The following is a 13,561-nucleotide window of genomic DNA, read 5'->3' as shown; positions in this document are numbered from 1 at the left end:
ACATCCTCTCGGCCTTGAAAGAGGCGGAGAAAAAGGGTGACCTTCTCGTCTGGTGTTAGGCTTGTCGTTGTAAAAACGGGAACTTCTGCTGGATGTTTTGGTTTGTGCGTTGTTTCGTCGTCACCTAGTGCCAGGCATTCCCTCAGTGATTTGAGTGTTGTCTCAGATTCTTCTTGCTGCTTTCGGAGAAGGGTAATTTGCTGTTCGACTTCGGCGATTTTTCGAAGAATGACTTCGCGATCAGAAATCTCCATAGTCAGGTCCAATTCAGATGTTCAGTCGGTCGCTCCAACACAACTTAGATTTTCCACGGGCCACCGGGCTGCCACTGCCCGGTGAAGGTTTGGTTATCTTCCAGAGCCTGTGTTGGCTGCATAAGAAATTTTTCAAGCAGATAGCAGACCTCCTCAATTGATGGGGGAGTGGAGGTGGAAAGCAGTATTCCTTTACTTAGAAACGCATTCCACTGCTGGTTTTTCTGCTTGTCACCGTAGAATGTTGAACTAAGGCCGGATGGTGTTTGTTTCGGTAAGGGCGTTTGGCGACGTGCAAAGGTGTTACGGACGGCTTCGGATAACGTGAGCCCGTCAAACTCAAACTGATGAGCAATTATCCAAAGGTCATAGAAGTCCTTCATCCGGCTGTTTGCCATACCCAGGTTGACCAGAACTTGGTATTTTTCGGCCACCACAGTTTCCCGCGGGTAGACCCTCAAGCGAGGCGTCGGATATTCCAGTAGTGTGGGATACTCAACCTCTTCCGGTTCAGGCGTTACGGCGTCGCCGAACCCAATATCAGCCTGGATTGGGATGCGGGCACCGGCCAGCTCACCGAGCAGTACCACGCGTGTGCCACCGTATTCAGTCGCATCGCGGATCGATTCAACACTAACGCTGTCAGCAAGGAATACCAAACCGTCATCCTCAACAGGTATGTCGCATAAATTGCGAAAGATTTCTCGTAGTGCCGCTTCTCCGCTGTCGCCGAATCCGAGGAAGTCTACATCGCGGGTTGGGCGATGCATCTGGTCGTCCCACAGGGTGAAAAGCATTGCGCCCTTCAGTATGAAGCGATTGCGGTACTCCGATTGGCTCAGCCGGTACAAAAATCGTTCCAGCCCATAGCGGGTCAGGATCAACTGGAACTCCTCACCTCGCTGCCTTGCCAGTTCGAGCAACCGGTCCCGCACCGAGGCCGCGGTGTTTCTCCCCCGTTTACCCATCATGTTGCAAGCGATTCCAGATAGGGCCGCATGACGTTCTGAACACGGCAAACCTTAGCGTATTGCCAGAGGTCATCCATGGTGCAGCGCCGCGATCGCCAGCATTCCCTGAGTGCCTCAATGGAAACATCCAGCCCAATTTTATTTCGATACTTGAAGCAATCGGCCACAGTCTTTGCTGGTGTGAATACAGGCACGATTACACCCTCGATCCGGTGCTCCTCCACGCCAGCATTGAGCGCTGCCGAAGAGAAATGGACAATACGTAGAGGAGGGTACTCCACACGCGGCCGCCAAGCCTTCTCGCCAATGGCCAGCCAGACTTCGAAGGGCGACTGTGTAGTGAGCTCGTGAAAACGCAGAGCGGACAGGAGGCAGATCACTCCTTTCGGTACTCGTTTGCAGGCCTCGGCCAGAGAGCGGTGTTCGCTCACGTTGGTACCGGGAAGCACGTAGAGCCCCCGACCGATTCGTTGCAGCTTACCAGCTGCGTGGAGTCTACTGAGATAGATCCGTGGGATGCCGTAAGGTTCGAGGTCCCGGGGACGCAGAACCCCTTCCTTCTGTACCAGTTCCAGCACCTTGTCTGTCTGTGTCGTTTGAGTCATTAAGTATGAATGTTACATTACATAGGAAAAAATATACAAAGCCCGAGGAATTGTAATACAAGCTGGTAAAAAGAACGGATGTGGTCATCGGTGTAGTTTTTAGGAGTTAAAGTTCAACTACTCTTTCCATGCCTTGCTTTGAATATCATACGAGGGGGATACTTCTCTCCGGTGTTAACGCAGAGGCGTTCAGTGGAACAGGGTTTTTTGCATTATGCTTGATGCGTTTGAAAGACTGGGTTCCATGGCATTTTATTACAGGGGTTTTTCCGATCTTCTCTTCATAGAGTTCGTGGATCCACTGTTTAACCGGTAACTTCCACTGTTGAGTCGGGGAAGGGATGTTTTTGATCAGGGAGCGGGGGTTGAGGCCCAGTTCCCTGGCCATACGGATATCCTCCCGGCTGAGGCGGAAGCGTCGTTTGGCCTAGACCCACTGCCGATCCTTGTTAGAACTCTGTCGTTTCGATTTTGCCACGGGTGTTTTTTCCGGAAAATACTGAGTGTCAGTCTTGTTTAGTCTACGCCAAGGCAGAAGCCGCCTGCGAAAGAAGCTCGTCGCTTTGTCTGATAAGTTTATCCGCTTGAGCTTCATCCATCTCTGGTTGATCCTTCCGCAGATTGGCGACTAGGGACAAAGTTTCGGCTGGCAGCAGGTTCGCCTGTACCAGCGTTGACTCGATCAGTTTCTGGGCTGGCGTTTTTTCAGTGTCGTGACCCCGCCAAAAGAGTAGGGCGTGCAAGGCCGTCTCAACGGCATCACGCATCGGGACGAGTGCCTCTGTTGAAAAACCGCCTTCGGTGAGCACTTTCGCCATTCGCCGTTTATGTTCACTCTGGGTCAGGCGGTTGCGGGCCTCGGTCAGTCGTTTTGATTGTTCGTCATCTTTTGGTTTATCCGCGGCTGGGGCGCGGTAGACCGTTCTGGCAGTATCCCGGTTGGTGTTCAAGATGCCGGCTTCGATCAGTTGCTGGATGGTCGCGAAGGCATCTCGGTCCAGCAGTTTTAATAGCGGCGTCTGCTCGGGGAATCGTTCTTGCAGTTGCCGGGTAAGGGCACTCTGCAGAGCGTCATTCAGCCGGTCTGCCACCACCAGCAGAGTCTGCTGTGCTCCTTTACCATGCAGTTCCATCAGTTCCAGTTGATGGCTCCACTGCGAAAGAATATCGTCCCGCAGACGATCGAGCGGATCGGCGGGTGGCGTTTGTGGTTCTTTTGACTCACCCGCAATCAGGGTATCGATCCGCTCCAAAAAAGCGGCACGGCCGGAGGGGAGGTCCATTTCATTTTTGCCTTTACCATCCACCACGCCTTCGGCCAGGGAACGTTTCTGCTCTAGCAGAGAGAGCATGCGGTGTTCGATGGAGCCTTCAGATACAAGATTGATTACCTGCACCGGGCGTTTCTGGTGCTTTCGCCAGGCACGGGCGATGCGCTGTTCCAGTTTGGCCGGATTCCAGGGCATATCCAGGTTGATTACTACATCGGCCACCTGCAGGTTGAGTCCTACGGAGCCTGAGTCGGTGGAGAGGAATAGTCGACACTCGGGATCGTCCTTGAAACGTCGGATCTCTTCACGGCGTTTTGGCTGCGGAATCTTGCCGGTATGTAAGGCGTAGCCCAGCCCCATCTCCTCGGCCTGCTCCCGAACCAGCTGCAACATACGCTCCCACTCGGAAAAGATAATGATCTTGTGGTCGCCATCCGCCATGATTTCCTGGAGGATGTTGCCAAGCTCCTTCAGCTTGGGTGAAATGCGGCAATCCTGGTCCAGAATATAGGGTGTGTCACAGAGCATACGCATACAGGCCAGATAAAGTTGGAGCTGTTCCATCTCATCTTTTTTCAGTGGCCGCTTTTTGGCCGTAGCGGCAAGACGCGCCACTCGCGACTCGTACTCCCCGTAGCGCAGCACCTGCTCTTTGTGCATGGGGACGAAATAGGTGTTTATCGTGCGACCCGGTAGCTGCCCCTCTACTTCCTCTTTCCGTCGGCGCAGCATGATGGGCTGCAGTCTCTTATGCAATTGGTCGAGGTTCCTGTAGCCAACGGCGCGCCCTTTCTCATCCAGTTTGTAGAAGTCGCGGTTGAATCGGAATAGGGGGCCGAAGATATGTGGGTCGAGGAACTGAATGATCGAATAGATTTCGTCAATGCGGTTCTCTATCGGTGTGCCGGTAAGTACAAAAGCGTAGGGGCTTTTCAGGCGCTTGATTGAGATAGCCGTCTTGGTCTGCCAGTTCTTGATGCGCTGGGCTTCATCCAGAATGATGACATCCGGGGCCAGGGTGGTGTTTATTTCCTCTACGTCCGATCGCATCTGCTCATAGCTGGCAAGTGAGAAGAATGCAGGGTCTTCGTATTGGCGCAGACGCTTGGCGCGCGTCCCCTGGATAATACTTGAATGCAGGCTGGTGAATTTGTCGATCTGCTCCTCCCATTCGCCCTTGAGCGAAGCGGGGGAGATCACCAATATTCGCCGGATGCCCGAGGTACGGCGCAGCAGCTCACAGGCGGCGATTGCCTGCACTGTTTTGCCCAGCCCCATCTCATCCGCCAGCAGGGCTCGGCCGGTGAATGCCAGGTGCAGCATGCCCTCCTGCTGGTAAGGATAGAGAGGGTGCTTGACAAGTTCGAGGCTCGCATTTCCTGCTGCTAACTCGGTCTCGAAGTGTTGGCGGCTGCGGATCTGTTGCGCGTGCTGATCCAGTGTTTCGAGCCAGGTATTCAACTCATGTGACCACCGGATGCTGCGCCTGACAGCTGGATGAGAGGCGTTAATTGCCCGTTGCATGGCAGGCAGTGTGTCGAGGGGATTACCCGCCAGAATGTTGTCGTTGGAAAAGAAGGGGGTGATGAGGCCCCGAGCCTTGGAACGGCGATGTCCGACTTCTGGCCAGCGTACCCTGACTTGGTGGTCCCGCCGGTCCAGAAAGATTTCGATGTATGGACTGCCTTTGGCAGCAGCATTCTGGAAAGCGCGCTTGCGCCTGTACTGGAGCCGGTACAGTGTTGCCTCGATATGCTTGCAGGTGCCCAGGCCGTTGATGCGGTGGTCGGGGCAGTCGCAGCTGTTGATCGGTTTTGCAAGAGAGCGAATCTCTACACGGTAAGTTTGCTCGTTGTTGGAGTCGACCTGATAGATACCGAAAAAATTATCGTCCGGTGCTTGGGATTCAATCCGTGATGGTTCATTCAGACCGCGCAAACGACGGCGTTCGATCTCATCGGCGTCACTGGTTGACCAGCCTGATGGCCGGGCCGGTCTTTGGGAGTCTTTATTACGTTTCTTTGTTTTCGACATGATGGAAAGGTATCGTATGGGTTGTTTACGAGTTTATATAGCAACTATATTCATCAAGTTTCCACTCATGGTATTTTCGGTGCTGATACTCGATGTTGGTGGCTGAGTGCCGACCACCGAATCTGCCTGCATTTACGGTGGTGTCAAAACAGATCCAGGAATCACATATTTAATGTGGCGTTGGGGGTCCTGGCGACAGTGAAGAACGCGAACAACCTCTACTTGAGACTGTTGAAGTCGGTAGAACACGATGTGACTGCCAACAGGAAAACTACGCATGCCGGGCATTAACTTTCCGCGCTCAATACCTATTTTTGGCTGTTTAGTCAGTCCCCAGAAATGCTCTTTGAGTTTTTCCAGGTAGCTTGATGCCTGTGTGGCGCCCCAGTTGCTAACACCGTAATCATAAATACATTTTAGGTCGTCCCGAGCAATAGGCGCGATGAGCAAAGTATGTGGTTCCATTCGCGGTGCTTATCCCTTGATATTTTTAAACAAGCTATCCAGAGCTTCTTTAGATTCAATGGTGATACCTTCGTTACGATCCAGTTGCTCGATACCCACTTTCAGTTGCTCGCGAAGGCGTGCGACTTTGACTTCGTGAATCCAGTCCTCGTGAGTATCCATAAAGCGCAATGCTTCGCGGACGACTTCGCTGGCATTGTTGTATAGACCGCTTTCAACTTTGGCTTTAATGCGGGTTTCCAGTTCTGGGGTAAGGGAGACGTGCATGGCTTTCTCCAGAGTTAATGAGCCTAAGGCTGAATATGGTGGAAGCTACAATGATTGTCAATGTTTGTATTATGTGCTGCGCGGCGAATTCATATAGGGCGAATTGCGCTTGAGACTGCGTTCACTCAAAAGTCATGGAAAAATCGGGGTTAAAATAGTAAATAGAGTGGTGTAGCGAGAGGCGCAGCCCGCCCATCTTTCGACATGGAGGTGCAGGCCTGTCTTCTGTGCTACTGCTTGGATTGCATGCTCGAGAATTTCCCGGTCAGCGCCTCTTTTTGGGTCAAAATGTCCAAAATACTGCCGCATTCATAATTAGTGATCGGTATCAGGGTAATGCAGTGATCGCTTGTGTATGGAGAATTGATAGTTAAGCCGGTACGGGAAGATGGTAGTGCTCTCGGCTGTAAACCTGCTAACGGCAGCTTTCCACTTTGGTTTGCAGTTTGGGAGTGCTCTTGTGTATTCCAGTCGGCGTATCACCGACAGCTTGAGTATTACCCGGTGAATAGGGTATTAAGACTGATCCTGAAGAATCACATTAGTATTTATTGATGGTGAAGAATGGCGTTATTGGATTTTCGATGGTATTTTGTGGCCAGTTTCCAAACGCCAAATCACTAAGCGGAGTGGTAATGCGGGTGGTAAACTTCGTAACCTATTGAATTATAAGAAAGTGATACGGCCTGCAAAGCCGTGGACCTCGGTTCGATTCCGGGCTCAGCCTCCATTTTATTGTTCTATTAATCAATAGAATACAGTCATTATCTCCATATTACTTTAAGAGAAAATCGGCGTTTTTTGCCCAGAAAACCACTCCTGGCACTCGAAAAACCTGGAAAAAGATGCTGATGTAACGGCTAGAAAAGCCGTGGATGTCAGCTTTCTACTCCGTTATCTTGTATTTTTCTGTTAGAAATTTTTCGTCAAGTTCTGCTACTGAAACTCGTCAATCCATACTACTATCGATACAAGAGCCCTTGTCGGGTAGGGCGGCCAGCGCTGTTGGCCTATACGGCTAATCGAGGAAAGTCCCGCTACCCTCTTCTCGGTATCCCATAGAGCGATAACCGACACGTCGTTTTTCATACATTCTCGCGAGCATGGGCACCTTGCCATCAACGTAGTCGACAATACGCACTTCGCGTTTGCCAGGATGTAGCCGGTGCAGTCGTCCAGCATATTGTACGAGGGTACCTTTCCACGAAACCGGTAGCGAAAGAAACAGGGTATCCAGGCGTGCATCATCAAATCCTTCCCCGATGTATCTTCCGGTTGCCAGCAAGAGGCGCTCTTCTTCCATTGGAATAGAGGCGAGTTGTTCCTGGACTTTGCGCCGTTCTTTTGCCGATTGTCCTCCCTGCAGAGCGACGATATGCCGGACAAAGCCTTTTAACCGTTGATGGAGATCCTCAAGGTGGTTTTTTCGTTCCGTCAGCACGATCGGTGATCGACTTTCTTACATAGCCAGAAGTACATCATTGATGATTTGCTCATTGCGCTTTTCATCGGCTATCAACAGACTGTATAGAACTTGAATGGTTATATCGGATGCCTGCATGGGAGGCTCAAAGCCGGTTTCCTTAACTACAAGTCGATGTTCGAAGGGGCATTGTGCTAACTGACTACGTGGATCGACCCTGAATCGAATCGGTCCGATCTGCATATGGATGATGGGCTGGTGGCCGTCGCGGCGCTGCGGTGTGGCGGTCAATCCGACAACATACTTTGCCTTTATCTCAGAAAGGACGCGCTCGAATGAAACAGCTGGGAGATGGTGGCATTCATCGATGATAACCTGCCCATACTTGGCCACGATGTCGTCCATGGTCTCTTTTCGGGACAGGCTCTGGATCATGGCCACGTCGATTTGCCCTGTCAGCTTGCGTTTCCCACCACCAATCTGGCCGATTGATTTCGCATCTCGGTCAAGAAAGATGCCGATCTGCGATCTCCATTGTTCCAACAGCGGCTGTCTATGCACCAGGATCAAGGTGCTGCACATTCGCGCAGCGATCAGGTAGGTTCCAAGGACGGTTTTCCCGAAACCAGGTGGCGCCACGATCACGCCGTTGTCGTCCTCGAGTATGGCTTTCGCTGCTTGGTGCTGGGCATCGGTCAATTCACCGAAGAAGCTAACATCCACGGGATCGCCGAGGCTTCTCAGATCTTCCACCTCAAGGTGGCTTTTGTATTCCTGGAGCAATGTCTGTACATCGTCGAGACACCCTCGCGGCAGACTGATGTGCTTTCCATGATCTTCTGCGCAGGAGATTACGCGGGGAGTCAGTGCCGTGAAAAGTCGAAGATTTTGTTTCTTGTAGAACTCTGGGTTCTGGAATGCGGCAAACCGTTGGATCTGATTGATCAAGGGTGACGGTAGGCCGGCTTTCTCGATGTAAAAACGTTGGGATAAAATACCTCGCACCTGATGTGGAACGGGGTTGGTGATCGGAATGTGCTTTGGTTTTCGGGAGGGCGGCCTCAACCACGGGCTGGCATCAACAACATCCTCCTCGGTAATGGAAATCTGGAGACCAGTCACCTGGCCACAGGTTGTGGCTTCCATGGCGATCTTTTCAACCTTCTCTACCTGAATCGGAACCAGCGATGCGAGGAATTCCCACTGATCTGGAAATGGCTCCAGCTCGTCATTCAGAAAGAGGGTATTGTCTTTCTGTCGCGGGTGATATTGAAGCGGGAGAGCGATGAGATTGCCGAAGCCACCATTGGGTAAGGTATCCTGGTTTGGGAAAAGCCGGTCATAGGATGCCATGCTGAGTTGATGTCGTCTGGCCATGGTTTCCGTAATAAAATAACTGCCCATCTTCCTTGCTGTCGCTGCGGAAACAAAATTGTTGAAAAAAAACCAGACGTGTGCGCCATTCCCAGAACGGGAACGCTCAATGGCATAAGGAACGTCTGCTCGCCGACAGGTTTCCGTAAAAGCCATAACGTCTTCATGCCAAGCTGCTTTGTCAAAATCGGCTGCGATAAATCGGCAGGTATCGTCCTTCAGCATAGGGTATACACCAATGATGTGACGTCCCTGGAGATGGTCCAGAATCACCTCGGTTGTTACTGGCAGGAAGGCCTGATTGGAGCACTCACCGCATTTTACCCGGGGCTTCTCACATACTCCGCGAATCCACTCATTCGAACATGCAGGCGAATAACCCTTCTTGCCCGTTTTTTGGTTCTGCCACAATTTCGGATACACATCCTCTCGGCCTTGAAAGAGGCGGAGAAAAAGTGCGACCTTCTCGTCTGGTGCTAGGCTTGTCGTTGTAGAAACGGGAACTTCTGCTGGATGTTTTGGTTTGTGCGCTGCTTCGTTGTCACCTAGTGGGCCATGCGTAAAATAATGTAACTAAAACGTTAACGGTGTAAAATATGGAATGCGTTTACCTAAGACATTTCAGATTACTGATAAAGCCGCTGGGATTTTAAAAGAGTGGTGCCGATCAACAACCCTTCCTCATGGCCAGATCATGAGAGCCAAGATTATTTTACAACTCAGTGAAGGGATGACACCGATGGAAGTTGCAACTGCCCAAAGGACATCAGCGAAGACAGTGCACCGCTGGCGAAATCGATTTGAGGCCGAAGGCGTTGATGGACTACTTGAAAGAGTCCGTTGCGGACGTCCTACGGTCATAGACAAGGCGACTGTCGACAAAGTTCTATTTCTGACCACAAAAAGAATTCCACAGGAATCTACACATTGGAGCATCGAGTTAATGTCTCGATACGCAGAAGTGACACCTTGGCAGGTTCGTCAGATCTGGAAGGCTGCAGATCTGCGTCCACACCGGCTGAAAACGTTTAAGATCAGTAATGATCCTGAGTTCGCTGATAAAGTCATTGATATTGTCGGTCTGTATATGAATCCTCCTGAGAATGCAGTTATTCTCAGCGTGGATGAGAAGACGCAGATTCAGGCATTGGATCGTACCCAACCTGGACTACCATTGAATCCGAGCCGGATCGGCAGTCGCACTCATGATTACAAAAGACACGGCACCACCAGTCTTTATGCTGCATTTAACACACTGACTGGAAAAGTGATTGGCAAAGTTTCGGATCGAACGAACAGCAAAAAATTTCTATCTTTTCTGAAACTACTTGATAGACGCACGCGTGCAGACCGAGAATTGCACATCATTATGGATAATCTGAGTGCTCACAAGACAGAGGCTGTTCGAGAATGGGTGGCCTCCCGACCGCGCATCCACCTTCATTTTACGCCAACCAGTTCATCATGGCTCAATGCCGTGGAAGGCTGGTTCTCGCAACTTGAGCGACGTGCGTTATACCGAGGGGTGTTCACCAGCGTTCCAGAACTAAAGACTGAGTTGGAGCGGTTCATCAAGGTTCATAACAGGGAGAGCGCAAAACCCTTTAAATGGACTAAACCTGCCAGCCACATTCTGGCGGCTGTTGGGCGTGCAAAGAAATCATTACAGAATTAACCGCATGTCCCACTAGTGCCAGGCATTCCCTCAGTGATGTGAGTGTTGTCTCAGATTCTTCTTGCTGCTTTCGGAGAAGGGCAATTTGCTGTTCGACTTCGGCGATTTTACGAAGAATGATTTCGCGAGCAGAAATCTCCATAGTCTGGTCCAATTCAGATATTCAGCCGGTTGCTCCAACACCACTCAGATTCTCCACGGGCCACCGGGTGGCCACTGGCCAGTGAATGCTTGGTCATCTTTCAGAGCCTGTGTTGGCTGCATAAGAAATGTCTCGAGGAGATGGCAAACCTCCTCAATCGATGGGGGAGTGGAGGTGGAAAGCAGCATTCCCTTACTTAGAAATGCATTCCACTGCAGGTTTTTCTGCTTGTCATCGTAGAATGTTGAATTAAGGCCGGATGGTGTTTGTTTCGGTAAGGGCGTTTGGCGACGTACAAAGGTGTTACAAATGGCTTCGGATAATATGAGCCCGTCGAACTCAAACTGATGAGCCATTATCCAAAGGTCATAGAAGTCCTTCATCCGGCTGTTTGCCATACCCAGGTTGACCAGAGCTTGGTATTTTTCGGCCACCACAGTTTCCCGCGGGTAGACCCACAAGCGGGGCATCGGATAGCCCAGTAGTGTGGGATACTCAACCTCTTCCGGTTCAGGCGTTACGGCGTCGCCGAACCCAATATCAGCCTGGATTGGGATGCGGGCACCGGCCAGCTCACCGAGCAGTACCACGCGTGTGCCACCGTATTCAGCCGCATCGAGGATCGATTCAACTCCAACGCTGTCAGCAAGGAATACCAAACCGTCATCCTCAACAGGTAGGTTGCACAAGTTGCGAAAGATTTCTCGTAGTGCCGCTTCTCCGCTGTCGCCGAATCCGAGGAAGTCTACATCGCGGGTTGGGCGATGCATCTGGTCGTCCCACAGGGTGAAAAGCATTGCGCCCTTCAGTATGAAGCGATTGCGGTACTCCGATTGGCTCAGCCGGTACAAAAGTCGTTCCAGTCCATAGCGGGTCAGGATCAACTGGAACTCCTCACCTCGCTGCCTTGCCAGTTCGAGTAACCGGTCCCGCACCGAGGCCGCAGTGTTTCTCCCCCGTTTACCTATCATGTCGCAAGCGATTCCAGATAGGGTCGCATGACGTTCTGAACACGGCAAACCTTAGCGTATTGCCAGAGGTCATCCATGGTGCAGCGCCGCGACCGCCAGCATTCCCTGAGTGCCTCAATGGAAACATCCAGCCCAATTTTATTTCGATACTTGAAGCAATCGGCCACAGTCTTTGCTGGTGTGAAGACGGGTACGATTACCCCCTCAATCCGGTGCTCCTCCACGCCAGCATAGAGCGCTGTCGAAGAGAAGCGGACAATAAGTAGAGGAGGGTACTCCATACGTGGCCGCCAGGCCTTCTCAGCAATGGCCAGCCAGACTTCGAAGGGCGACTGTGTAGTGAGTTCGTGAAAACGCAGGGCGGATAGGAGGCAGATTACTCCTTTCGGTACGCGTTTACAGGCCTCGGCCAGAGAGCGGTGCTCGCTTACGTTGGTACCGGGAAGTACATAGAGTCCCCGGCCGATTCGTTGCAGCTTACCGGCTGCGTGGAGTCTACTGAGATAGATCCGTGGGATGCCGTAAGGATCGAGGTCACGGGGACGCAGAACTCCCTCCTTTTGTACCAGTTCAAGAACCTTGTCTGTCTGTGTCGTTTGAGTCATTAGGTATGAATGTTACATTACATAGGGAAAAACATACAAAGCCCGAGGAATTGTAACACGATCTGGTAGAAAGACGAGTGTAGTCATCAGTGTGGTTTTTTGGAGTTAAAGTCCAAATGCTCCCTCCATCCCTTGCTTTGCATATTCATACGAGGTGGATACTCCTCTCCGGTGCCAGCGTAGAGGCGATCAGCTCGAAATCTTCATGCTACTGAAATAGCGGTGTAGAACCACAGCCGGGCACACGGCACTCCTATTTGCCCTTGGGAGTGCAGAGTCGACCCAAGTAGCGATCACTGCCCGGTTCCATGATAAAGACGCCAACCTGATGGTGGGCTATCCGTTCCACAACCCATCAACGTACTCTTGCCAGTCCGTCATAGTCTCCTGCAGAGAGTTGTCTCTGTTTTTCATCGACGCAGACTCGTCCGCAATGGCGTGCAGTGGAGCAGGGCTAGTTGCAGTATGTGCGCTGCATTTGAAACGCTGGGTTCCACGGCGTTTTTTACAGGGATTTTTCCTATTTCTCTTCATAGAGTTCGTGGATCCACTGTTTAACCGGTAACTTCCACTGTTGGGTCGGGGAAGGGGGGGGTGGTCAGGGAGCGGGGGTTAAGGTCAAGTTCCCTGGCCATACGGATATCCTCCTTGCTGAGGCGGCAGCTTCGTTTAGCCTCGGCCCACTGCCGATCCTTGTTAGAACCCTGTCGTTTCGATTTGGCCACGGGTGTTTCCCCGGTAAGTACTGAGTGTCAGTTTCGTTTAGTCTGCTCCAGGAGAGAAGTAGCCTGGGAAAGAAAGTCGTCGCTTTGTTTGATTAGTTTACCCGCTTGGGCTTCATTCACCTCGGCTTGTCCAGTTTGCCTCGGTTGATCGGAAGCAGACATTCGCTATAGTTCTTGGAGGATATTCCAGTCAGACATTGGCCGCAGGTGACGCGCCAAGCGATTACTATGAGATCGTCCTGTTTAACCCGAGAGAGGCAGCTCTTCTTGCCGAAGCAAATGGTCGCGTAAGCATTTATGACGGTCTGGAGCACAGCGTCATTGAGCAGACGCTGGACAGCCAGTTTGCGCGTATCGATAACATGATGTTTGTCCTCACACGCGAGATCCAGGCAGATGGTTCAATCTCTGGGGGTTTTATTCCCCGCTGCTTGCAGCGATTAAAAAGCATTGCGATGAAATCTGTGATTTCGGGCAATTCATCTCAATACCCCGTCAGCTTGCTGCGGGGTAGTTTATTGTCTCCATTCCACGGTCGGTGTGGTGGATGACAAAGCATTCTCTTGTGCCCAGTAATTTGTATGAAATTACCAGGGAGCGGATGGCATCATCACTTGCACGTCCGCCAGCATTGCGGATCACATGGGCATCCCCTTCTGCGAGACCGCTATATTTTGCAGGGTCGAGACGGGCATCCATGCAGATGAGGATGGAAATTGCCGCCTAGTGGATCATGCGGAAAATAAGGTAAGTATTTGGTGAGCTTGTTATAATGGGGC

9 protein-coding genes and 4 pseudogenes are annotated in these 13,561 nt (G+C 51.5%); 2 read left to right on the top strand and 11 right to left on the bottom strand.

Annotation, left to right across the window (positions count from 1 at the left end):
* Positions 1-298 precede the first annotated feature (298 nt).
* The 7 genes and pseudogenes from HPY30_18470 to HPY30_18440 all read right to left on the bottom strand — a co-directional run bounded on the left by HPY30_18470 (position 299) and on the right by HPY30_18440 (position 8,889).
* A complete protein-coding gene (locus tag HPY30_18470) occupies positions 299-1,222 on the bottom strand; it encodes a nucleotidyl transferase AbiEii/AbiGii toxin family protein (GenBank protein QYZ68129.1) in 924 nt (307 codons plus the stop codon).
* Positions 1,222-1,830 (bottom strand): transcriptional regulator, encoded by a 609-nt coding sequence (locus tag HPY30_18465; protein ID QYZ67793.1) that lies wholly within the window; start codon positions 1,828-1,830, stop codon positions 1,222-1,224. Before HPY30_18465 ends, HPY30_18470 begins: the two co-directional genes overlap by 1 nt.
* A gap of 286 nt (positions 1,831-2,116) precedes the next feature.
* Positions 2,117-2,308: pseudogene (locus tag HPY30_18460) on the bottom strand (hypothetical protein).
* A 43-nt stretch (positions 2,309-2,351) separates the two neighbouring features.
* Entirely contained in the window at positions 2,352-5,135 is a 2,784-nt protein-coding gene (locus HPY30_18455) for a DEAD/DEAH box helicase (protein ID QYZ67792.1), read from the bottom strand.
* A 132-nt stretch (positions 5,136-5,267) separates the two neighbouring features.
* Positions 5,268-5,600, bottom strand: a complete 333-nt coding sequence (locus HPY30_18450) for a type II toxin-antitoxin system RelE/ParE family toxin (protein ID QYZ67791.1) — start codon at positions 5,598-5,600, stop codon at positions 5,268-5,270.
* 9 nt (positions 5,601-5,609) lie between these two features.
* Positions 5,610-5,867 carry a type II toxin-antitoxin system ParD family antitoxin gene (locus tag HPY30_18445; protein ID QYZ67790.1) on the bottom strand — a complete coding sequence of 86 codons (258 nt, stop codon included), beginning with the start codon at positions 5,865-5,867 and terminating at the stop codon, positions 5,610-5,612.
* A 1,018-nt stretch (positions 5,868-6,885) separates the two neighbouring features.
* Positions 6,886-8,889, bottom strand: a pseudogene (locus tag HPY30_18440) (DEAD/DEAH box helicase family protein).
* Between the two features lie 376 nt (positions 8,890-9,265).
* Here HPY30_18440 and HPY30_18435 point away from each other — a divergent pair.
* Entirely contained in the window at positions 9,266-10,339 is a 1,074-nt protein-coding gene (locus HPY30_18435) for an IS630 family transposase (GenBank protein ID QYZ67789.1), read from the top strand.
* A gap of 186 nt (positions 10,340-10,525) precedes the next feature.
* Here HPY30_18435 and HPY30_18430 read toward each other — a convergent pair whose 3' ends face one another.
* From HPY30_18430 to HPY30_18420, 3 genes and pseudogenes are all read right to left on the bottom strand, one after another.
* Positions 10,526-11,452, bottom strand: coding sequence for a nucleotidyl transferase AbiEii/AbiGii toxin family protein (locus HPY30_18430; protein QYZ67788.1), 927 nt, complete (start codon positions 11,450-11,452; stop codon positions 10,526-10,528).
* Positions 11,449-12,057 carry a transcriptional regulator gene (locus HPY30_18425; GenBank protein QYZ67787.1) on the bottom strand — a complete coding sequence of 203 codons (609 nt, stop codon included), beginning with the start codon at positions 12,055-12,057 and terminating at the stop codon, positions 11,449-11,451. Before HPY30_18425 ends, HPY30_18430 begins: the two co-directional genes overlap by 4 nt.
* A 520-nt stretch (positions 12,058-12,577) precedes the next feature.
* Positions 12,578-12,782, bottom strand: a pseudogene (locus HPY30_18420) (hypothetical protein).
* 197 nt (positions 12,783-12,979) lie between these two features.
* Here HPY30_18420 and HPY30_18415 point away from each other — a divergent pair.
* Complete coding sequence (locus tag HPY30_18415) at positions 12,980-13,333, top strand: hypothetical protein (protein ID QYZ67786.1); 354 nt, start codon at positions 12,980-12,982, stop codon at positions 13,331-13,333.
* On the opposite strand, the pseudogene HPY30_18410 reads toward HPY30_18415, so the two are convergent.
* A pseudogene (locus HPY30_18410) lies at positions 13,302-13,496 on the bottom strand (carbonic anhydrase). The gene HPY30_18415 and the pseudogene HPY30_18410 sit on opposite strands and share 32 nt — an antisense overlap.
* Positions 13,497-13,561 lie beyond the last annotated feature (65 nt).

This window comes from Gammaproteobacteria bacterium (ex Lamellibrachia satsuma) (assembly GCA_019623805.1).
In the GTDB taxonomy this organism is placed as follows: Bacteria; Pseudomonadota; Gammaproteobacteria; order Chromatiales; family Chromatiaceae; genus QGON01.
The sequence above is the reverse complement of the archived record's forward strand: the minus strand, read 5'-3'. Positions and strand labels throughout refer to the sequence as shown.